This window comes from Streptomyces boninensis (assembly GCF_048572725.1).
In the GTDB taxonomy this organism is placed as follows: domain Bacteria; phylum Actinomycetota; class Actinomycetes; order Streptomycetales; family Streptomycetaceae; genus Streptomyces; species Streptomyces boninensis.
Map to the genome: position 1 here is coordinate 2,255,274 of NZ_CP183837.1, position 22,676 is coordinate 2,277,949.

The 22,676-nt window shown below is 71.8% G+C and carries 24 protein-coding genes and 1 riboswitch; of the genes, 13 read left to right on the top strand and 11 right to left on the bottom strand.

Translation table 11 applies throughout. From position 1 onward, the window contains the following. Positions 1-21: 21 nt before the first annotated feature. The 7 genes from ACNNMR_RS10095 to ACNNMR_RS10125 form a co-directional block, all read right to left on the bottom strand. Complete coding sequence (locus ACNNMR_RS10095; protein WP_419994204.1) at positions 22-969, bottom strand: hypothetical protein; 948 nt, start codon at positions 967-969, stop codon at positions 22-24. Between the two features lie 39 nt (positions 970-1,008). Further along, a complete protein-coding gene (gene metF, locus ACNNMR_RS10100; RefSeq protein ID WP_419994205.1) occupies positions 1,009-1,926 on the bottom strand; it encodes a methylenetetrahydrofolate reductase [NAD(P)H] in 918 nt (305 codons plus the stop codon). A 59-nt stretch (positions 1,927-1,985) separates the two neighbouring features. Next, positions 1,986-2,603, bottom strand: a complete 618-nt coding sequence (gene thiE, locus ACNNMR_RS10105) for a thiamine phosphate synthase (protein ID WP_419994206.1) — start codon at positions 2,601-2,603, stop codon at positions 1,986-1,988. Between the two features lie 75 nt (positions 2,604-2,678). Then, a complete protein-coding gene (locus tag ACNNMR_RS10110) occupies positions 2,679-3,044 on the bottom strand; it encodes an Rv2175c family DNA-binding protein (RefSeq protein WP_419994207.1) in 366 nt (121 codons plus the stop codon). Positions 3,045-3,137: 93 nt separating this feature from the next. After that, positions 3,138-4,364, bottom strand: coding sequence for an NAD(P)/FAD-dependent oxidoreductase (locus ACNNMR_RS10115; protein ID WP_419994208.1), 1,227 nt, complete (start codon positions 4,362-4,364; stop codon positions 3,138-3,140). A 38-nt stretch (positions 4,365-4,402) separates the two neighbouring features. Then, positions 4,403-5,170 carry a helix-turn-helix domain-containing protein gene (locus ACNNMR_RS10120; RefSeq protein WP_419994209.1) on the bottom strand — a complete coding sequence of 256 codons (768 nt, stop codon included), beginning with the start codon at positions 5,168-5,170 and terminating at the stop codon, positions 4,403-4,405. A gap of 139 nt (positions 5,171-5,309) precedes the next feature. After that, positions 5,310-5,501 carry a hypothetical protein gene (locus ACNNMR_RS10125; RefSeq protein WP_419994210.1) on the bottom strand — a complete coding sequence of 64 codons (192 nt, stop codon included), beginning with the start codon at positions 5,499-5,501 and terminating at the stop codon, positions 5,310-5,312. A gap of 199 nt (positions 5,502-5,700) precedes the next feature. Next, positions 5,701-5,812, top strand: a riboswitch (TPP riboswitch). On the opposite strand from ACNNMR_RS10125, the gene thiO reads away from it, so the two are divergent. The 6 genes from thiO to ACNNMR_RS10155 all read left to right on the top strand — a co-directional run bounded on the left by thiO (position 5,804) and on the right by ACNNMR_RS10155 (position 11,213). Further along, entirely contained in the window at positions 5,804-6,967 is a 1,164-nt protein-coding gene (gene thiO, locus ACNNMR_RS10130; protein ID WP_419994211.1) for a glycine oxidase ThiO, read from the top strand. It overlaps the preceding riboswitch by 9 nt. Continuing rightward, the gene (thiS, locus tag ACNNMR_RS10135; RefSeq protein WP_419994212.1) at positions 6,964-7,170 is read left to right on the top strand and encodes a sulfur carrier protein ThiS; all 207 of its coding nucleotides are present in this window, start codon (positions 6,964-6,966) and stop codon (positions 7,168-7,170) included. Before thiO ends, thiS begins: the two co-directional genes overlap by 4 nt. A 10-nt stretch (positions 7,171-7,180) precedes the next feature. Next, positions 7,181-7,987 (top strand): thiazole synthase, encoded by an 807-nt coding sequence (locus ACNNMR_RS10140; RefSeq protein WP_419994213.1) that lies wholly within the window; start codon positions 7,181-7,183, stop codon positions 7,985-7,987. A 58-nt stretch (positions 7,988-8,045) separates the two neighbouring features. Then, entirely contained in the window at positions 8,046-8,336 is a 291-nt protein-coding gene (locus ACNNMR_RS10145) for a hypothetical protein (protein WP_419994214.1), read from the top strand. 88 nt (positions 8,337-8,424) lie between these two features. Then, a complete protein-coding gene (gene pknB, locus ACNNMR_RS10150) occupies positions 8,425-10,350 on the top strand; it encodes a Stk1 family PASTA domain-containing Ser/Thr kinase (protein WP_419994215.1) in 1,926 nt (641 codons plus the stop codon). Continuing rightward, positions 10,347-11,213, top strand: a complete 867-nt coding sequence (locus ACNNMR_RS10155; protein WP_419994216.1) for a deoxyribonuclease IV — start codon at positions 10,347-10,349, stop codon at positions 11,211-11,213. The genes pknB and ACNNMR_RS10155 overlap by 4 nt, the downstream gene beginning before the upstream one ends. 18 nt (positions 11,214-11,231) lie before the next feature. Here ACNNMR_RS10155 and ACNNMR_RS10160 read toward each other — a convergent pair whose 3' ends face one another. Then, positions 11,232-11,858 carry a sulfite oxidase-like oxidoreductase gene (locus ACNNMR_RS10160; protein WP_419994217.1) on the bottom strand — a complete coding sequence of 209 codons (627 nt, stop codon included), beginning with the start codon at positions 11,856-11,858 and terminating at the stop codon, positions 11,232-11,234. 166 nt (positions 11,859-12,024) lie between these two features. Between ACNNMR_RS10160 and bfr the strand changes: the two genes are divergently transcribed. Beyond that, complete coding sequence (bfr, locus tag ACNNMR_RS10165; protein ID WP_419994218.1) at positions 12,025-12,504, top strand: bacterioferritin; 480 nt, start codon at positions 12,025-12,027, stop codon at positions 12,502-12,504. Here bfr and ACNNMR_RS10170 read toward each other — a convergent pair. Then, positions 12,501-12,740, bottom strand: a complete 240-nt coding sequence (locus ACNNMR_RS10170) for a (2Fe-2S)-binding protein (RefSeq protein WP_419994219.1) — start codon at positions 12,738-12,740, stop codon at positions 12,501-12,503. The genes bfr and ACNNMR_RS10170 overlap by 4 nt on opposite strands. 88 nt (positions 12,741-12,828) lie before the next feature. Further along, positions 12,829-14,178, bottom strand: coding sequence for a class II 3-deoxy-7-phosphoheptulonate synthase (locus ACNNMR_RS10175; RefSeq protein ID WP_419994220.1), 1,350 nt, complete (start codon positions 14,176-14,178; stop codon positions 12,829-12,831). A gap of 257 nt (positions 14,179-14,435) precedes the next feature. On the opposite strand from ACNNMR_RS10175, the gene ACNNMR_RS10180 reads away from it, so the two are divergent. After that, complete coding sequence (locus ACNNMR_RS10180; RefSeq protein ID WP_419994221.1) at positions 14,436-16,328, top strand: anthranilate synthase family protein; 1,893 nt, start codon at positions 14,436-14,438, stop codon at positions 16,326-16,328. 176 nt (positions 16,329-16,504) lie between these two features. Here ACNNMR_RS10180 and ACNNMR_RS10185 read toward each other — a convergent pair whose 3' ends face one another. Next, the gene (locus tag ACNNMR_RS10185) at positions 16,505-18,313 is read right to left on the bottom strand and encodes an AMP-dependent synthetase/ligase (protein ID WP_419994222.1); all 1,809 of its coding nucleotides are present in this window, start codon (positions 18,311-18,313) and stop codon (positions 16,505-16,507) included. 78 nt (positions 18,314-18,391) lie between these two features. Here ACNNMR_RS10185 and ACNNMR_RS10190 point away from each other — a divergent pair, with 78 nt between their 5' ends. The 5 genes from ACNNMR_RS10190 (at position 18,392) to ACNNMR_RS10210 (ending at position 22,673) form a co-directional block, all read left to right on the top strand. Further along, the gene (locus tag ACNNMR_RS10190; RefSeq protein ID WP_419994223.1) at positions 18,392-19,153 is read left to right on the top strand and encodes a metallophosphoesterase family protein; all 762 of its coding nucleotides are present in this window, start codon (positions 18,392-18,394) and stop codon (positions 19,151-19,153) included. Between the two features lie 78 nt (positions 19,154-19,231). Beyond that, complete coding sequence (locus tag ACNNMR_RS10195) at positions 19,232-19,678, top strand: SRPBCC family protein (protein ID WP_419994224.1); 447 nt, start codon at positions 19,232-19,234, stop codon at positions 19,676-19,678. A 55-nt stretch (positions 19,679-19,733) separates the two neighbouring features. Then, positions 19,734-21,047, top strand: coding sequence for an ArsA family ATPase (locus ACNNMR_RS10200; RefSeq protein WP_419994225.1), 1,314 nt, complete (start codon positions 19,734-19,736; stop codon positions 21,045-21,047). 125 nt (positions 21,048-21,172) lie between these two features. Continuing rightward, complete coding sequence (locus ACNNMR_RS10205; protein ID WP_419994226.1) at positions 21,173-21,637, top strand: DUF5304 family protein; 465 nt, start codon at positions 21,173-21,175, stop codon at positions 21,635-21,637. A gap of 91 nt (positions 21,638-21,728) precedes the next feature. Beyond that, positions 21,729-22,673: an ROK family glucokinase gene (locus tag ACNNMR_RS10210; RefSeq protein WP_419994227.1), complete on the top strand. Its 945-nt coding sequence runs from the start codon at positions 21,729-21,731 to the stop codon at positions 22,671-22,673. The last annotated feature ends 3 nt before the right edge of the window (positions 22,674-22,676 follow it).

Below are 22,676 nucleotides of genomic sequence, written 5' to 3' on the forward strand. Positions count from 1 at the left end.
GCGCAATGCAGGCCGCGCGCCTCAGTACCGGTACTGCTGCTCCTCATATCCGGTCCCCTGCACCGGGTACTGCCCGCTGTCGTCCCGCTGCTGCGGCACCCAGGCGCCGTTCGGGTCGTACGCCGGCGGGGGCGGGGTCGCCTGGTAGGACGAGTCGTAGCCCTGGGCCGCGTACTGGCCGGTGTCGTAGCCGTAGCCGTTGGTGTCGTAGCCCGTCGGGGCGGCGTCGTAATAGCCCGGGGTGGCGTATTCGGTGCCCGAGTACGGGTCGCTGTAGCCCTGGTCGTACGAGCCCGTGGTGGCGTACTGACCGGTGTCGTAGCCCTGGACGGCGTACTGACCGGTGTCATAGCCCGCGTCATAGCCGGCCCCGGCGAGCGTCCCGTGGCTGCCCGTGTCGTACGCGCCGCTGTACTGGTCGTAGCCGGTGGACTCGGCCGGATAGTCCTGCGGTCCGGTGCCGAAGGCCGAGAACTCCGCGGTCTGGTCGATCATCTGAGGCTGAAGCTGCTGCGGCGGCTGCTGCGGCTGCGGGCTCTCATAGCCATCGCCCTGGTAGCCCGACAGCTCGCTGTACGGGTTCTGGTGCGCCGCGTCGGGGTCGGTGCCGAACTCGTCGTCGTACCGGCCGCCGGGTCCGGGCCCGTACGCGGGCTCCGGCTCGTACTCCTCCTCGGGCGGGCGGCGCCGCATCGGCGGGCGGCCGGGGCCGCCGCGGATGGCCCAGCCGGCGTCGTAGCCCTGCCGGTAGGAGAGCGTGACCTTGACCTGGCCGATGCCGAAGACGATCACGCCGAGGCCGATTATGGGCACCGACGCCTGCAGCACCCCGAGCACGACGCCGAGGAAGCCGAAGAAGGCCAGCAGCCGCCACCGCAGCCGGGCCTTGTACTGCAGCAGCACCTCGCCGAGCAGCCAGAGCGCGACAATGCCGAACGCGATGTAGAGGGCGATCCACATCAGGCTCATTTCTGGGCCCCTCTTCCGCCGCTGATCCGGCTGGTTGGGTCAGGACTGCGGGTGCAGTCCGAGGTTCTCGTAGATCTCCAGCGTCGCCGTGGAGTGGTTCATCGTAATGAAGTGCAGTCCGGGGACTCCCTCGGCCCGCAGCCGCTCGCAGAGCTTCGTCGCGTACTCGATGCCAATGGAGCGTACTGCCGCCGCGTCGTCTTTGACCGCGAGAATGCGATCCGCGAGGTCCTGGGGGAACGGCGAGTTGCTCAGCTGTGCGAATCGCTCGATCTGGGTGACCTTGGTCACCGGCATGATCTCCGGGATGATTGGCACCTCGCAGCCGGTCGCGGCGACGCGATCGCGCAGGCTGAGATACTCCTCGGCGGTATAGAAGATCTGGGTGATCGCGTAATCGGCGCCCGCGCGGCACTTCTCCACGAAGTACCGGATGTCCGATTCCCAGTCCGTCGAACGCGGGTGCTTATTGGTAAACGCGGCGACGCCGACGCAGAAGTCGCCGGATTCCTTGATCAATTCGACGAGTTCGGCGGCATACGTCACACCCTCCGGGTGCGTGATCCACTCGCCGTTGGGGTCGCCGGGCGGGTCGCCGCGGACCGCGAACATGTTCCGGATCCCGGCGTCGGCGTACTGCCCGATGACATTCCGCAGCTCGGCCACGGAGTGATTGACCGCGGTGAGGTGCGCGACCGGCGTGATCGTCGTGTCGGTGGCGATGCGCTCGGTCGCCCGGACCGTGCCGTCCCGGGAGGAGCCCCCGGCCCCGTACGTCACCGAGACGAAGGTCGGGCTGACCGCCTCGATGCGCCGGATGGCGTTCCAGAGCGTCCGCTCGCCCTTGGGTGTCTTGGGTGCGAAGAACTCGAAGGAATACGACTGCTCTCCGGAGGCGAGCAGCTCACGAACGGTGCGCGCTCGATCGGTCCTGGTGGAAGCGATGCCGTGGGCCATACGGGGCAGGTTAACCGCCGGTCACCTCCAGCCCCAACAGGCCGAGGCGATATGCCCGATTATTGAGACAGCCGCTTGGCGAATTCGGCGGCCGCGGCGCCCGGGTCGTCGGCGTCCGTGATGGCCCGTACGACCACGACTCGCCGCGCCCCGGCGTCCAGCACCTGGTCGAGATTCCCCAGGTCGATCCCGCCGATGGCGAACCACGGCCGGTCGGTGCCGAGCGCGGCCGCGTACCGGACGAGGTCGAGGCCGGGCGCATGCCGCCCCGGCTTGGTGGGTGTGGGCCAGCAGGGCCCGACGCAGAAGTAGTCCACCCCCGGCTCGACGGCCGCCGCCGAGACCTGCGCCTCGTCGTGCGTGGACCGCCCGATGACGACCTGGTCACCCAGGATCGCCCGAGCGTGCGGTACGGGCAGGTCGCCCTGCCCGAGGTGCAGCACGTCGGCGCCGATGGCATGTGCCACATCGGCGCGATCGTTTACGGACAGCAGCCGCCCGTGTCGCCGGCAGGCGTCCGCGAAGACCTCGAGGAGCTCCAGCTCCTCGCGCGCTTCCAGCGTCTTGTCCCGCAGCTGTACGGCCTCCACGCCCGCGGCCAGCACCGCGTCGAGGAAGTCCGGCAGATCCCCCTGCGCCTTCCTGGCATCGGTACACAGATAAAGCCGCGCGTCCACGAACGAACCCCTCCCCGGTGCGGGCGTACGGGCCCCACGGACCCGTACGCCCCTGTCAATCAACCAGCCGTGACCCTACACAGCCAGCGCCTGAGCCCTGCGCTTCACCTCCGTGCCGCGGTTCTCCCGCAGGGCCTGCACCGGGGTGCCGGGCAGGGTCGGGTCCTCGGTGAAGAGCCACTCCAGGGCCTCTTCGTCCGTGAAGCCGTCGTCCCGCAGGAGCGTCAGCGTGCCGACGAGCCCCTTGATGATCTTCTCTTCGCCGATGAACTCGGCCGGCACCATCAGCGCGCGGTTCTCACCGCGCCGGACGGCGATGAGCTGGCCCTCCTTGACCAGCTGCCGGACCCGGGTCACTTCGACGTCGAGCTTCTCGGCGATGTCGGGGAGGGTGAGCCAGGTAGGCACGAGAGCATCGATTTTTGCGTCAATCTCGGTCACATGGACAAGCCTGCCATCCCGGACCGACGTCCGGAATGGGGCGCAGCCATTGGAGCGGTCCTGGCAGCGGTCGGGCAGCCGTCCTGGCAGCGCTCAGGCCAGTGCCGACTTCAGCGGTGTCCCCGGGTCCGCGGCCTTGGCCGGATCGAGTCGGGCGCCCTTGTCGATCAGCCGCCGGCCCTGCGCCAGGTCCCGCGGCCGCCCCACGGCCAGCAGCGCGACGAGGGCGCCGGCCCGGAGCCAGCACACGGACCAGGCGGCGGCCTGCGGGTCGCCGCGCCAGACCAGCTCGTCGGCGGCGGCGTGATGACCTGCGTATTGGACAAATCGCCCGAACTGCTCGGACCAGAAATACGGCACCGGGTCGTACGCGACGCCCGTCGGATCCGCGCAGCAGTCCGCGATGACATTGGCGGCCACGGTGCGCGGCCCCTGGAGGGCGTTGTCCCAGTGGTGGATGAGCAGCCGCTCCCCGTACCGGGCGGAGGGGAAGGAGGCGCAGTCGCCGACGGCGTACACCTCGGGCACGGACGCCCGCAGCCGGTCGTCGGCGAGGACCGACCCGTCGGCGCCGAGCTCGACCCCGGAGTCGGCGAGCCAGCCGGTGGCGGGCCTGGCCCCGATGCCGACGACGACGGCGTCGGCGGCGATCCGCCGCCCGTCGTCGAGGCGGACGGTGCCGGGCTCGACTCTCTCCACCCGTGCGCCGGTGATCAGCGCGGCCCCGCTGTCGGCGTACCAGCGCGCCATCGGCGCGGCGACCTCGGCGGGCAGCGCCCCCGCCAGCGGCCGGTCGGCGGCCTCGACGACGGTGACGGCACATCCGGCCTCGCGCGCCGCGGTGGCGAATTCGGCGCCGATCCACCCGGCCCCGACCACGACGATGTCGTGCTTCGCGGCGAGCACGGGCCGCAGCCGCTCGGCGTCATCGAGGGTGCGCAGGAGATGCACCCCCGGCACCCCCTCGACACCCGCCAGCCTGCTGGGCTCCGCCCCGGTGGCGATGACCAGGGTGTCGTACGGCACCGGCCCGCCCTCGGTCCGCAGCTCCTTCGCCGCGCCGTCGAGCCCGGAGACGTGGACGCCGAGCCGCAGCTCGACCCCGAGGGAGGCGAAGTCGACGTCCAGCGCCGAGTCCTCCGCCTTCCCCAGCAACACGGCCTTGGACAGCGGCGGCCTGTCGTACGGCTGATGAGGCTCGGCACCGATGATCGTGACCGGCCCCTGCCAGCCCTCCTCCCGCAGCGCGACAGCCGTCTGCACGCCGGCCATCCCCGCACCGACGATGACGCAGCGCTGCGCTTGTGTTCGATGGCTCACGCGATCACCTTAGCGGTGGGCGATGGCCGGGGTCCGGGTCAGCGGCTCAGTCGCTCCCAGTCGCGGTGGTCCTTGGCCAGCTGCCACAGCTCGCGCATGGCCTCCTGATCGCCGCCGCACTCACCGGCCCAGCGCTCCACCACCTCCCAGCGCGGGAAGCGGTCGCCGGTCATCACCCGCGACAGATAGCCCGGCGACACCCGCACCCGGCGCCCCATCCAGCGCAGCGACGCGCCGGAGTCCCGCTGCAGCATCGACAGCTCGGCGGCCAGCCGGTGGGCGGGCGACTGGCGGCTCGGGTTGCCGGTGGCGCGCGGGGCCGGGCTCGGCCAGCGGCCGTCGGGGGCCGGGATGAACGGGCGGCGGGCGCCCCGGGCGCGGCGCAGCTGCTCGTCGGCGGAGCCGGGCGGGTAGCGGCGGCGGGCGCTGTCCGGGGCTAGGTCGAGCACCCGGGCGATGGTCTTCCACGGCACGTTGTTGCCCCTGGCCTCGTCCACCAGACCGGCGGTGAGCGCTTCGAGCTGCTCCTTCAGCCGGGTCGCCAGGAGCAGCGGGCGGGCGGTGGCCGCCTCACGCTGGTGCAGGACGCGCAGCTCCCGCAGCCCGTCCTCGATGTCGTGGATCATCTCGGTGACGCTCGGCCCCGTCCGCTCCGGGGCCGCCGCCGGGCCCCGGGAGCGGCGCCGGTGGGCGGCCTGGCGGCAGCGGACGCTGCAGTACTGGGCGGGGCGGCCGCGGGCCGCCGGCGGCGGCAGGAACTCCTGGCAGTGGCGGCAGGTGAGCCCGACAGGCCCTGGATAGGTCATACGGCACTTCCCCTCGTCCGCCGGCCGCGACGAAACGAATTCCGTTCTGCCGCGGGCCGGAACGAAACGGCCAATCCTGTCTGTTGCGCTGCGACGAAAGGCCCGGCCCCGCGAGCGCTCCGCGAGGCCGGGCCGCGGGTCAGCCGACGCCGGCCGCGCGCACCGCCAGCGGAGCGAAGGCGCAGGCAGCGCCCAGCAGCGCGAGCAGCACGCGCGCCCGGAGGCGCTCGGCCGGAATCGCGTTGATCAGCACAACCGGTGTCCTGTGCAGCGCGATAAAGCCCGCGAAGCGCGGAGTTGACCGGTAAACGGCCGGCTTGACCAGGGACACGCGGCGGCGCTGCCGCGTGCGCTGCCGCCTAAGGTTGAAGCGGGATAAGCCCATACGGGCCTCCTGCATGGGGCCCGCGCTCGCTCAACGTAGCCTCACGGTCACGGCCGCGGCATTTTTGCCCAGCCCCGTCGGGTGGCATATGCCAAAGCCGTCAAAGGATCTCCCACTTTTGCTATGCGTTAGCCTGGCGCTGGAAAAGCGCCATCGCGGGAGCCCGGACGCACCGGGCTGAGAGGGGGGCTGTCGGCCCCCGACCGTACGAACCTGATCCGGGTCATGCCGGCGAAGGGAGGGGCTGAATGCCCGTGCATACGCAAGCTGATGTCCTCGTGGTCGGCGGGGGTGTCATCGGTCTGGCCACGGCGTGGCGGGCCGCGCAGCGAGGTCTTACCGCCGCCGTGGTCGACCCTGATCCGGCCCGGCACGGGGCGGCCAATGTCGCCGCCGGGATGCTCGCGGCCGTCACCGAGCTGCATTACGGGGAGCAGGAGCTGCTCGCCCTCAATCTCGAATCCGCGCGCCGCTACGAGGCGTTCGCGGGTGAGCTCCACGACGCCACCGGGCACGAGCTCGGCTACCGGCCCTGCGGCACCCTCGCCGTCGCCCTCGACGCCGACGACCGCGCGCACCTGCGCGAACTGCACGACTTCCAGCGGCAGCTGGGCCTCGAATCCGCCTGGCTGCAAGGCCGCGAGTGCCGCCGCCTGGAACCCATGCTGGCGCCGGGCGTACGGGGCGGGCTGCGGGTCGACGGCGATCACCAGGTCGACCCGCGGCGGCTGGTCGGCGCGCTGCTGGTCGCCTGCGAGCGCGCCGGGGTGCGCTTCCACCGGCGGCAGGCCGCCCGGCTCGTCGTCGAGCGGGACCGCGCCACGGGCGCCGTACTCGACGACGGGACCCGCCTCACCGCCGACCGGACCGTCCTCGCCGCCGGCAGCCACAGCGGGCAGCTCCCCGGCCTCCCGGACGCGGTCCGGCCCGCGGTCCGGCCCGTGAAGGGCCAGGTCCTGCGCCTGCGGATGCCGGCATCGGACTACGGGCCCTTCCTCTCCCGCACCGTCCGCGCCGTCGTCCGCGGCTCGCACATCTACCTGGTGCCGCGCGCCGACGGCGAGCTCGTCATCGGCGCCACGAGCGAGGAGCTCGGCTACGACACCACCGTCACCGCGGGCGGCGTCTACGAGCTGCTGCGCGACGCGCACGCCCTCGTCCCCGGGCTGACCGAGCTGCCGCTGACCGAGACCAGCGCCGGGCTCCGCCCCGTATCGCCGGACAACGGCCCCCTCCTCGGCCCCACCGCCCTCCCGGGCCTGCACCACGCCACCGGCCACGGCCGCAATGGCGTGCTGCTCACGCCGGTCACCGCCGATGTCATGGCGCACGCCCTCGAAGAGGGCGAGCTGCCGCCCGAAGCCCGGCCCTTCTCCGCCCAGCGCTTCGCCAAGGAGCTGACGCACGCATGACGACCCGCATCTCCGTCAACGGCGAGCCCCGCGAGCTCGCCGCGGACACCACCCTCGAAGACCTCGTCACCACCCTCACCAAGGCCCCGAAGGGCGTCGCCGCGGCGGTCAACGAGGCCGTGGTCCCCCGCGGGCAGTGGCCCGCCACCCCCCTCGCCGACGGCGATCGCGTCGAGGTCCTCACCGCAGTCCAGGGAGGCTGATCCGCAAGCCATGGCAGACGACCTTCTCACCATCGCCGGCACGGCCTTCTCCTCCCGGCTCATCATGGGTACGGGCGGTGCCCCCAGCCTCGACATCCTGGAGCGCGCCCTGGTCGCGTCCGGTACGGAGCTGACCACCGTCGCGATGCGCCGCCTCGACCCCGGAGTGCAGGGCTCGGTCCTGTCCGTACTCGACAAGCACGGCATCCGCGTCCTGCCGAACACGGCCGGTTGCTACACCGCGGGCGAGGCGGTCCTCACGGCGCGCCTGGCCCGGGAGGCGCTGGGCACGGACTGGGTGAAGCTGGAGGTGATCGCGGACGAGCACACCCTGCTCCCCGACCCGATCGAGCTGGTGGACGCGGCGGAGACGCTGGTCGACGACGGCTTCACGGTCCTCCCGTACACGAACGACGACCCCGTCCTCGCCCAGAAGCTCCAGGACGCCGGCTGCGCCGCGATCATGCCCCTCGGCTCCCCCATCGGGTCGGGCCTCGGCATCCGCAACCCGCACAACTTCCAGCTCATCACGGAACGGGCCGAGGTCCCGGTGATCCTGGACGCAGGCGCGGGCACGGCCTCCGACGCCGCCCTGGCCATGGAACTCGGCTGCGCGGCGGTCATGCTCGCCTCAGCGGTGACGCGCGCCAAGGAACCGGTCCTGATGGCCGAAGCCATGCGCCACGCCGTAGACGCCGGCCGCCTGGCCCACCGCGCGGGCCGCATCCCCCGCCGCCACTACGCCGAAGCCTCGTCCCCGACCACCGGCACCGCCCGCCTGGACCCGGAGCGCCCGGCTTTCCAGGACGCCCGGTGAGCATGGGCTGAGGGCGGCTCGCGTGGCGGGTGCCGGCGCCGCGCCCTAGCGTGGCGATGTGACCGCCACCCAGCACGAGACCTTCGTGACCACTCCCGTACAGAACGTGTGGGCCGCGCTCACCGAGCCCGCGTACCGGGAGCGCTGGTACGGGGACGGGGAGATTGCCGTCGAGGTCGAGGAGCCGATGCGGACCTTCGCCTTTCGGACCGGGGACGGGCTGGTCGGGTTTACGTTGCAGATCGGGCCCGGAGGGACCCGCGTCGTGCTGCGGGAGACTGAGCGCAGCCCGCGGGACTGGGAGGCGGCGCTCGCCGAGATCGCCGGGGTCGCCCGGTCGCTGGACTGACCCGCGGGCGTCACCGTTCCGCTGCAGAACCGCACCTACCTGCACCGACCGGGCGGGCACCGGTCGTATGGGACGTAGAATCCGACCCGTGGATACGACCCTGCAGGACCCGCTGGTCGGCCGCACGCTGGACGGCCGCTATCGCGTCGACGCGCGCATCGCCGTCGGCGGCATGGCCACGGTCTACCGGGCTGTCGACACCCGCCTCGACCGCGTGCTGGCGCTGAAGGTGATGCACCCGGCGCTCGCCGCCGACGGCTCCTTCGTCGACCGCTTCATCCGCGAGGCCAAGTCCGTCGCCGCCCTCGCCCACCCGAATGTGGTGGGGGTCTACGACCAGGGCACCGACGGCACGTACGTCTATCTGGCGATGGAATACGTCGCCGGCTGCACCCTCCGCGACGTGCTGCGCGAGCGCGGCGCCCTGCAGCCGCGCGCCGCCCTCGACATCCTCGAACCGGTGCTCGCCGCCCTCGGCGCCGCCCACCGGGCCGGCCTCGTGCACCGCGACATGAAGCCGGAGAACGTCCTGATCGGCGACGACGGCCGCGTCAAGGTCGCCGACTTCGGCCTGGTCAGGGCCGTGAACACGCACACCACCTCGTCCACGGGCTCGGTCCTCGGCACGGTCTCCTACCTCGCCCCCGAGCAGATAGAGCACGGCGTCGCCACACCCCGCGTCGACGTCTACGCCTGCGGCGTACTCCTCTACGAGATGCTCACCGGCTCCAAGCCGCACGCCGGCGAATCCCCCGCCCAGGTTCTCTACCAGCACCTCCACGAGGAGGTCGGGCTGCCGTCCGAGCTGGTCCCCGACCTGGCCGCCGAGCTCGACGGCCTGGTGCTGGCCGCGGCCGCCCGCGACCCCGAGCGCCGCCCCGCGGACGCCGTGGAGCTGCTGTCGAAGGCCCGCTCCGCCCGCTCCGCGCTCAGCAACGCCCAGCTCGACGCCGTACCCCCGCAGGCCATCACCGTCGCGGAGGACGGCCACGACGACACCGGCGACCGCACCAGCGTGCTGCCCAGCCAGGCGGTCGCGCAGGCCCAGCAGGCGGAGCTGAACCGCACCAGCGTCATGCAGGTGCCCCCGCCGCCCCCGGTGAACGAGCCCGGCAACCCGCCACCGCAGCCGCCGCCCCCGCGCCGCGGCCCCCGCCGCTCCCTGATCGCCCTGGTCGCGGCCCTGCTGCTGCTCGGCGTCGGCACGGGCGTCTGGTACATCAACTCGGGCCAGTTCACCAAGGTCCCGGCGGTCCTGAAGATGACCGAGGCCAAGGCCGAGAAGGAGCTGCAGGCCCGGGACCTGGAGTCGGACACGAAGCAGGCCTTCAGCAGCACCGTCGAGCGCGGCCGCGTCATCTCCACCGACCCCGGGGTCGGGCAGCGCATCCGCCAGGGCGGCACCGTAACGCTCACCATCTCCAAGGGCCCCGAGAACGTCGCGGTGCCCGACCTGGAGGGCAAGGAGCTGAAGGAAGCCAAGCGGCTGCTCCAGGAGCGCGGGCTGCAGCCGGGCTCGATCACCCGGGAGCCGCACGACCAGTACCGCAAGGGCGTCGTCATCTCCACCGGCGTCCCCTCCGGCGAGATGCGCCGCTCCGGTACGGCCATCCCGCTGATCGTCAGCAAGGGCCAGCCCATCGAGGTGCCGGACGTGATCGGCGACGACGAGGGCGACGCCCGCGAGGAGCTGGAAGAGGCCGGCTTCAAGGTCGTCGTCAAGCCCGGCCGGGTCTTCTCCGACGAGGACGACGGCACAGTCGCCAAGCAGACGCCCGCCGGGGAGGCGCAGAGCGTCGAGGGCGAGACGGTCACCCTGACCATCTCCAAGGGCCAGGACCTGGTCGACGTCCCCGACGTCGAGGGCCTGGGCGAGGACGAGGCCAAGCAGCAGCTCGAGGACGCCGGCTTCAAGGTCAACGTCAACGGTGTCTTCTTCGGCGACACGGTGTGGCGGGTCGACCCCGATGACGAGGCGCCGCGGGGCAGCGAGATCACGATCTGGACGCGATGACTGCGAGTACTTCCCTGCGTAACCCCGTGGGCAGCCACGTTCCCGTCGCCGGCGGGCTGGCCGCCAAGGGGCTCGGCTATGCGCGCGAGATCGGCGCCGAGATGGTGCAGGTCTTCGTCGCGAATCCGCGGGGGTGGGCGACGCCTCCCGGGGATCCGGCGCAGGACGAGCTCTTCCGCGCGCGGTGCGAGGCGGAGTCGATTCCGGCGTACGTCCATGCCCCGTACCTGATCAATCTCGGGTCGCACAGCGCGGATACGGCGGCGAAGTCGGTGGCGTCGCTGCGGCACTCGCTGCGGCGGGGCCGGGAGATCGGCGCGCTCGGGGTCGTAGTCCATACGGGCTCCGCGACCGGCGGGCGCAGCCGGGAGACGGCCCTCGCACAGGTGCGGGAGCTGGTGCTGCCGGTGCTGGACGAGCTGCCGGACGACGGTCCTGAGCTGCTGCTGGAGCCGACCGCGGGGCAGGGATTCTCGCTGTGCTCGCTCGTCGAGGATCTCGGGCCGTATCTCGACGTCCTCGACCGCCATCCGCGGGTCGGGGTCTGCCTGGATACGTGCCACGCCTTCGCCGCCGGGCATGACTTCGCCTCGGCCGGCGGGGCCAAGGCGCTGCTGGACGAGCTGGTGGAGGTCGCGGGCGAGGGGCGGCTGCAGCTCGTCCACGCGAATGACTCCAAGGCGGGGGCGGGCTCGCGGCTGGACCGGCACGAGAACATCGGCAAGGGCGCGATCGGCGCCGCCGCCTTCGGCGAGCTGCTCGCCCACCCCGCGATGGCCGGCGTCCCGGTGACCATCGAGACCCCCGGCGGCACGGAGGGGCACGCCGGGGACGTGGCGCTGCTGCAGTCCCTCCGGCCCTGATGGGCTCTTAGACCGGCCCTAGAGCTCCGGCCCGTCCCCCGGCTCCTCCTGGTACGAGTAACGCTGCTCCTGCCACGGGTCGCCGATGTTGTGATAGCCGCGCTCCTCCCAGAAGCCGCGGCGGTCGGCGGTCATGTATTCCACGCCGCGGACCCACTTCGGGCCCTTCCAGGCGTAGAGGTGGGGCACCACCAGGCGGGCCGGGAAGCCGTGTTCCGCGGTGAGGAGTTCGCCGTCCTTGTGGGTGGCGAAGATGACCTGGTCCGCGGCGAAGTCGGCGATACGGAGATTCGAGCTGAAGCCGTACTCCGCCCACACCATCACGTGCGTGACGTCGTCGGCCGGCGGGGCCGCCTCCAGGACCGTACGGGCGAGGACGCCGCCCCATTCGGCCCCGAGCATGGAGAACTTCGTGACGCAGTGCAGATCGGCGACCACCGTGTCGTACGGGAGGGCGGCGAATTCGTCGTGGTTCCAGCAGTGCTTATCGGCGTCCGCGGTGGCGCCGAAGACCCGGAACTCCCAGCGGTCCGGCTTGAATCGGGGCACCGGGCCGTAGTGTGTGACCGGCCAGCCGCGCTGCAGCCGCTGACCCGGGGGAAGCGTCTCCGTGTCCCCTTTACCTGCGGTGTCCGGCTGGCCCATGACTCCATGGTGACAGACCATTGCAGGTGGTCATGCCACCGGGGTGCCCGATTAGTGCAAGTTGCCGCAAGCCGTACTAAGCCAAGACTTACTGGACGGTCTCGCGGGCCGGTGCAAGGATGCGGCCCGAACAGCCTGCCGCACCCCCCTGAGAGGAGCCCCCGCAATGCAGGGCGACCCCGAGGTCCTGGAATTCCTGAATGAACAGCTCACCGCCGAGCTGACCGCGATCAACCAGTACTTCCTGCACGCGAAGATGCAGGAGAACTTCGGCTGGACGAAGCTCGCGAAGTACACCCGCTCCGAGTCCTTCGACGAGATGAAGCACGCGGAGATCCTGACCGACCGGATCCTCTTCCTCGACGGGCTGCCGAATTACCAGCGGCTCTTCCACGTCCGGGTGGGCCAGACGGTGAGCGAGATGTTCCAGGCCGACCGGCAGGTCGAGGTCGAGGCCATCGACCGGCTGCGGCGCGGTATCGACGTGATGCGTGGAAAGGGCGACGTCACGTCGGCGAACATCTTCGAGTCGATCCTCGAGGACGAGGAGCACCACATCGACTATCTGGACACGCAGCTGGAGCTCATCGAGAAGCTGGGCGAGCCGCTCTACATCGCGCAGCTCATCGAGCAGCCGGACAGTTAAGCCGCCTCGGCGGCGACCTCGGCCTCGGGCTCCAGCGCCTCCGGGGCCCGGGTCTCCAGCAGCTCCCGGCGCGGGCAGGCGCCCCGGCCCAGGAGGGCCTGGATGCTGCGGACGCAGTTGCCGCAGTCGGTGCCTGCCTTGGACTGGGAGGCGATCTGGCGGGGTGTGCAGTGGCCCGCCTCCGCGTGCGCGCGCACCTGGGCTTCGGTGACACCGAAGCAGGAGCAGACGTACATGCGGAAACCCCCGGGGAGGACGATTAGGTAAGTCTTACCTTACCCGCCCCGGGGGTTTCTCAAAAGTCCGGGTCAGCAGTGACTCCGGTCACTGGTCCCGGTACATCTCCGCGACCAGGAATGCCAGGTCAAGCGACTGCGACCGGTTCAGCCGCGGGTCGCACGCCGTCTCGTAGCGCTGGTGCAGGTCGTCCACGAAGATCTCGTCGCCGCCGCCCACGCACTCCGTGACATCGTCGCCGGTCAGCTCCACGTGGATGCCGCCCGGGTGGGTGCCCAGCTGCTTGTGCACCTCGAAGAAGCCCTTGACCTCGTCGAGCACGTCGTCGAAGCGGCGCGTCTTGTGTCCTGAGGCGGCCTCGAAGGTGTTGCCGTGCATCGGGTCGGAGATCCACGCCACCTGGGCGCCGGAGGCCGTCACCTTCTCGATGAGGGTGGGCAGCCGGTCGCGGATCTTGCCCGCGCCCATCCGGGTGATGAAGGTCAGCCGGCCCGGGATGCGCTCCGGGTCGAGCCGGTCGATGAGGGTGAGCGCGTCCTCGGGCGTGGTGGTCGGGCCCAGCTTCACGCCGATCGGGTTGCTGATACGGGACGCGAACTCGATGTGCGCGTGGTCCAGCTGCCGGGTGCGCTCGCCGATCCAGATCATGTGGCCGGAGACGTCGTACAGCTGGCCCGTACGCGAATCGGTCCTGGTCATCGCCGACTCGTAGTCGAGGATCAGGCCCTCGTGGGACGAGAAGAACTCGACGGTCTTGAACTCCTCCGGGTCCACCCCGCAGGCGTTCATGAAGTTCATCGCGCGGTCGATCTCGCGGGCCAGCTGCTCGTACCGCTGCCCGGAGGGGGACGACTTCACGAAGTCCTGGTTCCAGGCGTGCACCTGGCGCAGGTCGGCGTAGCCGCCGGTGGTGAAGGCGCGCACCAGGTTCAGGGTGGCGGCGGAGGCGTGGTACATCCGCTTCAGCCGCTCCGGGTCCGGGTTCCGGGACTCCGGCGTGAAGTCGAAGCCGTTCACCGAGTCGCCGCGGTATACGGGCAGGGTGACGCCGTCGCGGGTCTCGGTCGGCTTCGAGCGCGGCTTGGAGTACTGCCCGGCGATCCGCCCGACCTTCACCACCGGCACCGAACCGGCGTAGGTGAGGACGGCGGACATCTGCAGGATGGTCTTCAGCTTGTTGCGGATGTGCTCCGCGGAGACGCCGTCGAAGGCCTCGGCGCAGTCGCCGCCCTGCAGCAGAAACGCCTCGCCCCGAGCCACCGCGGCCAGCCGGTCGCGCAGCTGGTCGCACTCGCCGGCGAACACCAGCGGCGGATAGGACTCGAGCTCACCGACCACGTCACGCAGGGCGCCGGCGTCCGGCCACTCGGGCTGCTGGGCCGCGGGCAGGTCCTGCCAGGTGTTCGTCAGGGCATCGGGATTGGCGTGTGTCGTCACCCGGTAAAGGTTACGGGCTGCGCTGGGCCCTCAGCCCGCCTGCCCGAAAGATGAGACGTACCCGCCGGTCGGCGGCCCAGCGGCTACAGTGTCCGGCATGCACGCATCGACCTGCCGCAACTGGTGGTGGCCCGCTCATCCGGCGGCCATCCATCGCGTGCATCCTGAGACCTGACTCACAGATCGCGAAGGCCGCCCGAGGGGCGGCCTTCGGCGTTTTTGCGGGGCTGTTCCTCCCATCCTGAGGAAGGAACACCATGATCGACCGTCTGCTCGACCCCGCCAGCCCACCCTTCGCCCTACTCCACCGCCGTACGCCCGGCCGCGATGACGACGTGGTGGAGATCCTGACCGGGCCGGTCACGGAAGTGGCCTCGCTGACCGATATCGACCTGCCGACGGGCCCACCCTCCGGCGGCCAGGCCGTCGCCGATGCCCTCGCCCTGGTCCCGTACCGGCAGATCCGCGAGCGCGGCTTCGACGCCCGCGACGACGGCACGCCGCTGGCGGTGCTGCGGCCGCGGGAGTCGTACGAGATCTCCCGCGCCGCGGTCCTCGACGCCCTGCCGGACCACGCCGTCCAGGTCGCGGACGGCGCCTTCGACGTGCCCGACCCGGCGTACGAAGACATCGTCCGCCGCGTCCTCACCGACGAGATCGGCACCGGCGAGGGCGCGAACTTCGTCATCCGCCGCACCTTCGAGGGCACCATCCACGGCTTCTCCGCCGCCGACGCCCTCGCCCTCTTCCGCCGCCTGCTGACCGGCGAGACGGGCGCGTACTGGACCTTCGTCGTCCACCAGCCCGGCGTCCGCACCCTGGTCGGCGCCAGCCCCGAGGTGCACGTGCGGATGAGCGGCGGCACGGTCGTGATGAACCCGATCTCGGGCACGTACCGCTACCCGTCTGAAGGGCCGTCGCGTGACGGGCTGCTCGGCTTCCTCCAGGACCGCAAGGAGGTGGAGGAGCTGTCGATGGTCGTCGACGAGGAGCTGAAGATGATGTGCACCGTCGGCGACATGGGCGGCGTCGTCGTCGGCCCGCGGCTGAAGGAGATGGCGCACCTGGCCCACACCGAGTACGAGCTGCGCGGCCGGTCCTCCATGGACGTACGCGAGGTGCTGAAGGAGACGATGTTCGCGGCAACGGTGACGGGGTCGCCGGTCCAGAACGCCTGCCGCGTGATCGAGCGCTACGAGCCGACCGGCCGCGGCTACTACTCGGGCGCGCTGGCGCTCTTCGGCCGCGACACGGGCGGCGCGCAGACACTCGACTCCCCCATCCTGCTGCGGACCGCCGACATCGCGGCGGACGGGCGGCTGCGGGTGGGGGTCGGGGCGACGCTGGTGCGCGGCTCGTCGCCCGCGGGTGAGGTCGCGGAGACGCATGCGAAGGCGGCGGGGGTGCTGACGGCGCTCGGCGTACGTGAGGCTGCCGCGGGTGGTGGCCGGGAGCGGGCGGGCTTCGCCGATGATCCGGAGGTACGGGCGGCGCTGGACGCGCGGCGGCGGGACCTGGCGCCGTTCTGGCTGCGGATGCAGTCGGTGCGGGAGGCTGCTGGTCCCGAGATCCTGGTGGTCGACGGGGAGGACACCTTCACCGCGATGCTCGCGCATGTGCTGCGCGCGGACGGCAGTGCGGTGAGCGTGGTCCGCTACGACGAGCCGGGACTGCGCGAGCTGGCGCTCGACCACCGCGGGCCTGTGGTGCTCGGCCCCGGGCCCGGGGACCCGCGCGATACCTCGGACCCGAAGATGCGCTTTCTGCGGCGGCTGACGGCCGATCTGGTGCGCGAGCATCGGGACGGGCTGCTGGGGGTGTGCCTGGGGCACGAGCTGCTGGCGGCTGAGCTGGGGCTGCCGCTGGTCCGGAAGGAGGTCCCGTACCAGGGTGCGCAGGAGGTGATCGACTTTTTCGGGCGCCCGGAGACGGTGGGCTTCTACAGCACGTACATCGCGCAGGCGGACGACGCGGTCGCCACGGAGCTGGCGGCGCACCGGGTGGAGCTCAGCCGCGCGCCGGAGTCGGGCGAGGTACACGCGCTGCGCGGGCCCGGCTTTGCCGGGGTGCAGTTCCATCCGGAGTCGGTGCTGACGCTCAATGGGGCGGTGCTGGTGCGGGAGCTGCTGGCGGGGGTGCTGGTCGCCTGACCTGGTCTCGGTGCGGGCTGGGTGGGCGGCTGCGGAAACGTCCCGGGCCCACCCGTCCCGCCCAGCGGGACGCCTGCCCCCGGAGAAGGGACGCCTGCCCCCGGAGGAGTGGGACGCCTCCCGCCCCCGGAGGCGCGAGACAGCAACGGGCGGGTGGGTGGGTACAGCCCCGAAGGTCAGCCGTACAGCGCCTCGATCTCGACCGCGAAGTCCTTCGCGACCAGCGAGCGCTTCAGCTTCAGCGAGGGCGTCAGGTGGCCCGACTCCTCCGTGAACTGGCCGCCGAGGATGCGGAATTTACGGACCGACTCCGCCCGCGACACCATCGCGTTGCCGTCGTCCACCGCCCGCTGCACGGCGGCCAGCAGCTCCGGGTCGTCGCGCAGCGACTCCGGCGTCGAGCCGGAAGGCTTGCCGTGGTCCGACGCCCAGCGGGCCAGGAACTCCTCGTCGAGTGTGACCAGCGCGGCCACGAACGGTTTGGCGTCGCCGACCACCATCACCTCCGCGATCAGCGGATGCGCCCGGATCCGGTCCTCGATCACGGCCGGGGCGACGTTCTTGCCGCCCGCCGTCACGATGATCTCCTTCTTCCGGCCGGTGATCGTCAGATACCCGTCCGTGTCGAGGCTGCCGAGGTCCCCGGTGTGGAACCAGCCGTGGGTGACCGCCTCCGCCGTCGCCTCCTCGTTGTTCCAGTAACCGGCGAACAGGTGCTCCCCGTACAGCAGCACCTCGCCGTCGTCCGCGACCCGGATCGTCGCGCCCGGCAGCGGCTGCCCGACCGTGCCGATCTTCGGCCGCTCCAGCGGGTTGACCGCGGTGGCCGCGCAGGACTCCGTCAGGCCGTAACCCTCCAGGACCGTGAAGCCGATGCCGCGGTAGAAGTGCCCGAGCCGCTCGCCGAGCGGCGCGCCGCCCGAGATGGCGTGGGTGGCGCGGCCGCCGAGGACGGCGCGCAGCTTGCCGTAGACGAGCTTGTCGAAGAGCTTGTGGCGCAGCCGCAGGCCGAGCGCCGGGCCGGCGTCCGTGTCGAGGGCGCGGCTGTAGGCGATGGCGGTGTTGGCGGCGCGGTCGAAGACCTTGCCGCGGCCGTCCGCCTGCGCCTTGGCCCGCGCGGAGTTGTAGACCTTCTCGAAGACCCGCGGCACGCCGAGCAGCATGGTCGGCTTGAGTTCCGCCAGCTCGTCGGTCAGGTTCTTCACGTCCGGTACGTGCACGAGCTTGATCGGCGCCAGCGCCGTGGCGACCTCCACCAGGCGGCCGAAGACATGCGCCAGCGGCAGGAAGAGCACGATCGAGGACTCGCCGGTGCGGAAGAGGGGCCGCAGCCGCTCCACCGCGTTGCCGCACTCGGCGAAGAAGCTGCGGTGGGTGAGCACGCAGCCCTTCGGGCGGCCCGTGGTGCCCGAGGTGTAGACGATCGTGGCCGGGTCGTCGGCGTCCGCGGCCGAGGTCGCCTCCTGCAGCGCGTCGTCGGAGACCTCGGCGCCGAGCGCGTCCAGCTCCGCCACGGCGCCCCCGTCGAGCTGCCAGACGTGCTGCAGCTGCGGCAGCCGGTCCCGTACGGACTTCACCAGCGCCTCGTGCGTATCGGTCTCCACGACCACCGCCACCGCGCCCGAGTCGCCGAGGATCCACTGGATCTGCTCGGCGGACGACGTCTCGTACACCGGGACGGTGACCCCGCCCGCGCTCCAGATCGCGAAGTCCAGCAGCGTCCACTCGTAGCGCGTACGGGACATGAGCCCGACCCGGTCCCCGGGCCGCACCCCCGCGGCGATCAGCCCTTTCGCGGCCGCCTCCACCTCGGCGAGAAACTCCGCGGCCGTCACATCCCGCCAGCCGGCATCCTTCCCGCCTGCAGGCTCCTTGCGGGCTATGACGGCGACGTCGGCGTGCAGCGCGGCGTTGCGCCGGATCAGATCCGTCAGATTGCCGTCCGCCGGTACCTCGTACAGGGCGGGAAGGCTGTACTCACGCAAGACGTGCTCCTCGGGCGCTGCTCGTTGCCTCGATGCTCGGAAACCCTATCTCTTGGCTCTCGTCTTAGAGTGGCCCGCATGCGGGTCCATGTGGTGAGTGATGTGCACGGAAATGCCGGAGATCTGGCGAAGGCCGGGGAGGGGGCGGATGCGCTGGTCTGCCTCGGCGACCTCATCCTTTTCCTGGATTACTCGGATCACTCGCGTGGCATCTTCCCTGACCTGTTCGGCAAGGAGAACGCGTCCCGGATCGTGGAGCTGCGCACCGCGCGCCGCTTCGAGGAGGCGCGGGACTTCGGGCGCCGGCTGTGGGCCGGGCTCGACCGGGACGCGGCCATAGAGTCGGCGGTGCGCCGCCAGTACGCGGAGCTCTTCGGCGCCTTCCCCACCCCGACCTACGCCACGTACGGGAATGTCGACATTCCGCGGCTGTGGCCGGAGTACGCGGGCGAGGGCACCACCGTCCTCGACGGCGAGCGGGTGGAGATCGGCGGGCTGGTCTTCGGCTTCGTCGGCGGCGGGCTGCGGACGCCGATGAACACGCCCTTCGAGATCGACGACGACACGTACGCCGCCAAGGTCGCCGCGCTCGGCGAGGTCGACGTGCTGTGCTCGCACATCCCGCCGGAGGTCCCCGAGCTCTGCTACGACGTCGTCGCCCGGCGCTTCGAGCGCGGCAGCGAGGCGCTGCTGGAGGCGATTCACACGGTGCGCCCGCGGTACGCGCTCTTCGGCCACGTCCACCAGCCGCTCGCTCAGCGGATGCGCATTGGGCAGACCGAGTGCGTCAACGTGGGTCACTTCGCGTCGCGCGGCACCCCCTGGGCGCTGGAATGGTGAGCCGCCGGTAATGTTCACCGCTACTGCACTTTCCCGGGGGATGCCCCCGGACCCCCAGGTTCGGGAGGAGCCCAGGCGATGGCAGAACACACCCAGTCGAGCACCACGATCGATGCCCCGCCCGCTGATGTGATGGCGGTGATCGCGGACTTCGCCCGCTACCCGGAGTGGACCGGGGAGGTCAAGGAGGCCGAGGTACTGGCCACCGATGACCAGGGCAGGGCCGAGCAGGTGCGGCTGGTGCTGGACGCCGGGGCGATCAAGGACGACCACACGCTGGCGTATACGTGGAGCGGGCCGAACGAGGTCAGCTGGACGCTGGTGAAGTCCCAGATGCTGCGGTCGCTGGCGGGCTCGTACCAGCTGGCCCCGGTGGACGGCGGCGCGAAGACGTCGGTCACGTACCAGCTGACGGTGGACGTGAAGATCCCGATGCTCGGGATGATCAAGCGCAAGGCCGAGAAGGTCATCATCGACCGCGCGCTGGCGGGCCTGAAGAAGCGCGTCGAGAGCCAGGCGGCCTAGGGCCGCGGTGCGCACGCTTCTCGTAACCGGCGCTGGTGGCGCCGGGCGCTCCACCGTGGCGGCTGCCAGTGCGCTGCGCGCGGCGCGGGACGGTGGCTGGGTGCTGCTGCTGACGGCTGACGCGGGTGCGCTGCGCGCGCTGGGGGCCGAGGACGCGCCGGGGCCCGGCCCGGTGGGCAGGGCGCCGTTCGGCGCGCCGGTGGCGGTGGCCGATGGCCTGCGGGTGGCGCGGATCGGCGCCGCGGAGCATTTTCGTACGAGCCTGGCCCGGCTGCAGGAGCGCGGGGAGTCCGTGCTGGACTACCTCGGCGCCACGCCGCTGGAGGCGGAGGAGATCACGGAGCTGCCGGGGGCGGAGGCGATGGCGCTGCTCAGCGCGATCGCGGGGCTGGGCGCCGGGGCCGGGCCGGGGTTCCACGACACCACCGAAAAACCGCGGGGGGCGGCCGCCGCCGAGGTCTGGGGTTTTTCGGCGGCGTCGTTCCACCCCGGCCCTCCTGACGCCGGCGGCTCACCGTACGACCTGGTCGTCATCGACCTCCCGCTGCTGCCGGAAGCGCTGCGGCTGCTTGCGCTGCCCGAGGAGTTGCGGCGGTATTTGCGGCGGCTGTTGCCGCCTGAGCGGCAGGCTGCCCGGGCGCTGCGGCCGTTTCTTGCGCAGTTGGCCGGGGTGCCTGCGCCTGCGGAGCGCCTGTACGAGGCCGCCGCCAAGTGGGATGCGAAGCTCGCGCGGCTCGAGGCGGCGGTGGCCGATCCCGGGCTGAGCGTGCGGCTGGTGGTCGAGCCGGGTGCGCGGGCCGTACGGGAGCTGCCGCAGGCGCTCGCCGGGCTGGCGCTGCACGGGATCGCGCTGGACGGGGTGGTCGCGAACCGGGTGCTGCCGACGGAGTCCGCCGACCCTTGGCTGGGCGGGCTGTCCGGGACGCAGCAGGACGCGCTCAAGCAGCTGCGGGAAGCCGTGCCCGTAACGGAGCTGCCGCACCTCGGGCGGGATGCCGCGCAGGCTGCCGATCTGGCGGAGCTGGCGGCCGCGCTGGGCGAGCCGGCGGCGCTGGGTGAGCCGGGCGCGGGCGGCGCCGAGCCGTCGCCGCGGTCCGCGCCGCCCGCGGCGACCGTCCCTGCCGTCGACAATCTCCTCGCCGCCGAAGGCGTCTTCGTCTGGCGGCTGCCGCTCCCGGGTGCGGAGCGGGACGAGCTGTCCCTCGTGCGCCGTGGAGACGAGCTGATCGTCTCCGCCGGGCCCTACCGGCGCGTGCTGCCGCTCGCGTCCGCGCTGCGCCGGTGCACGATCGAGCGCGCCGGGTTGTACGACGGTGAGCTGCGGGTGCGGTTCCGGCCCGACGCCGGGCTGTGGCCCGAGCGCGGCTGACTTTCCGGGCGGCTCCCCGGACGGCCGTCCGGAGGGCATTCCGGCCGACTTTTCAGCCGACTTTCCGGCTGACAACTGCCGCAGCAGGTCCCAGGACGTGGGCCATCCGAGGTACCTTCGATGGCATGAGTGATGCCATCGAACGCCCCAGCACTCCGTCGTCGGACCCCGACCCCGACGCCTGGGCGTCGGCCTGCGCGGAGGACCTCGCCGCAGAGCAGGCGCGCCGGCGGGCGGCGTACGGCACGCCGCCGGGCAGCGCGGCCGAGGAGTTCAAGCGGCTCATCGATTCGTTCGCGGACAAGGTCACGGGCCTGGGCGGCCCCTTCGGCGGCATGGCGGCGGGCGCCGCCGGGCTGGCGGCGAAGGGTGCGGCGCGGCAGTTCATCGAGCAGGCCAAGTCGGCCATCGAGCCGGTGATCGACCGCAATCCGGAGCTCTTCGACCACCTCGCGGCGGCGGGCGCCGAGCTGGCGGCCGCGTACCGCTCCGCGGTGTCGAACGACGAGGCGCGCTGGACCAAGGAGCAGGCGGCCGACATCGAGCGGATCGACCTCAGCGAGGACAAGTCCCCGGACGACGAGGACTGACCCGGTCCAGGCGGCGTCGAGCGGTCCCGCCGAATCCCTCCGGTAACGTGGTCCCTTGCAGCGGGGCTCGAACCGAATAACCGAGGGACACATGGGACTCACCATCGGCGTCGACATCGGCGGCACCAAGATCGCGGCCGGCGTGGTCGACGAAGAAGGCGCGATCCTCAACACCAGCAAGGTGCCGACCCCGTCGACCCCCGAGGGCGTCATCGAGGCGATCGCCACTGCCGTCCAGGACGTGACGAAGGACCACCCCGACGCGGAGGCGGTCGGCATCGGCGCCGCCGGTTACGTCGACGACAAGCGCGCCACCGTCCTCTTCGCCCCGAACATCAACTGGCGGCACGAGGCGCTCAAGGACAAGGTCGAGCAGCGCGTCGGCCTCCCGGTCGTCGTCGAGAACGACGCCAACGCGGCCGCCTGGGGCGAGTACAAGTTCGGCGCGGGGGCCGGGCACGACGACGTCGTCTGCATCACGCTCGGTACGGGCCTGGGCGGCGGCATCATCATCGGCGGCAAGCTGCACCGCGGCCGCTTCGGCGTGGCCGCCGAGTTCGGGCACATCCGCGTCGTCCCCGACGGCCTGCTGTGCGGCTGCGGCTCGCAGGGCTGCTGGGAGCAGTACGCGTCGGGCAGCGCCCTCGTGCGGTACGCACGCCAGCGCGCCGCCGCCACGCCGGACGCCGCCGAGTATCTGCTGTCGCTCGGCGACGGCACCCCCGAGGGCATCCAGGGGCGCCATGTCAGCCGGGCCGCGCGGCACGAGGACCCGGTCGCCATCGACTCCTTCCGCGAGCTCGCCCGCTGGGCGGGCGCCGGACTCGCCGACCTGGCCTCGCTCTTCGACCCGTCCGCCTTCATCGTCGGCGGCGGCGTCTCCGACGAGGGCGACCTCGTCCTGGAGCCGATCCGCAAGTCCTTCCGCCGCTGGCTGGTCGGCAGCCAGTGGCGCCCGCACGCGCAGGTGCTCGCCGCGCAGCTCGGCGGCCGGGCCGGGCTTGTCGGCGCGGCGGACCTGGCGCGGCAGGGGTAGTTT

What these genes read in the sequence shown, in the direction of transcription:
- ACNNMR_RS10095 (WP_419994204.1), bottom strand. Translation starts at nt 969, where the DNA reads ATGAGCCTGATGTGGATCGCCCTCTACATCGCGTTCGGCATTGTCGCG.
- metF (WP_419994205.1), bottom strand. Translation starts at nt 1,926, where the DNA reads ATGGCCCACGGCATCGCTTCCACCAGGACCGATCGAGCGCGCACCGTT.
- ACNNMR_RS10120 (WP_419994209.1), bottom strand. Translation starts at nt 5,170, where the DNA reads ATGACCTATCCAGGGCCTGTCGGGCTCACCTGCCGCCACTGCCAGGAG.
- thiO (WP_419994211.1), top strand. Translation starts at nt 5,804, where the DNA reads ATGCCCGTGCATACGCAAGCTGATGTCCTCGTGGTCGGCGGGGGTGTC.
- thiS (WP_419994212.1), top strand. Translation starts at nt 6,964, where the DNA reads ATGACGACCCGCATCTCCGTCAACGGCGAGCCCCGCGAGCTCGCCGCG.
- ACNNMR_RS10140 (WP_419994213.1), top strand. Translation starts at nt 7,181, where the DNA reads ATGGCAGACGACCTTCTCACCATCGCCGGCACGGCCTTCTCCTCCCGG.
- ACNNMR_RS10155 (WP_419994216.1), top strand. Translation starts at nt 10,347, where the DNA reads ATGACTGCGAGTACTTCCCTGCGTAACCCCGTGGGCAGCCACGTTCCC.
- ACNNMR_RS10160 (WP_419994217.1), bottom strand. Translation starts at nt 11,858, where the DNA reads ATGGGCCAGCCGGACACCGCAGGTAAAGGGGACACGGAGACGCTTCCC.
- bfr (WP_419994218.1), top strand. Translation starts at nt 12,025, where the DNA reads ATGCAGGGCGACCCCGAGGTCCTGGAATTCCTGAATGAACAGCTCACC.
- ACNNMR_RS10170 (WP_419994219.1), bottom strand. Translation starts at nt 12,740, where the DNA reads ATGTACGTCTGCTCCTGCTTCGGTGTCACCGAAGCCCAGGTGCGCGCG.
- ACNNMR_RS10180 (WP_419994221.1), top strand. Translation starts at nt 14,436, where the DNA reads ATGATCGACCGTCTGCTCGACCCCGCCAGCCCACCCTTCGCCCTACTC.
- ACNNMR_RS10190 (WP_419994223.1), top strand. Translation starts at nt 18,392, where the DNA reads ATGCGGGTCCATGTGGTGAGTGATGTGCACGGAAATGCCGGAGATCTG.
- ACNNMR_RS10195 (WP_419994224.1), top strand. Translation starts at nt 19,232, where the DNA reads ATGGCAGAACACACCCAGTCGAGCACCACGATCGATGCCCCGCCCGCT.
- ACNNMR_RS10205 (WP_419994226.1), top strand. Translation starts at nt 21,173, where the DNA reads ATGAGTGATGCCATCGAACGCCCCAGCACTCCGTCGTCGGACCCCGAC.
- ACNNMR_RS10210 (WP_419994227.1), top strand. Translation starts at nt 21,729, where the DNA reads ATGGGACTCACCATCGGCGTCGACATCGGCGGCACCAAGATCGCGGCC.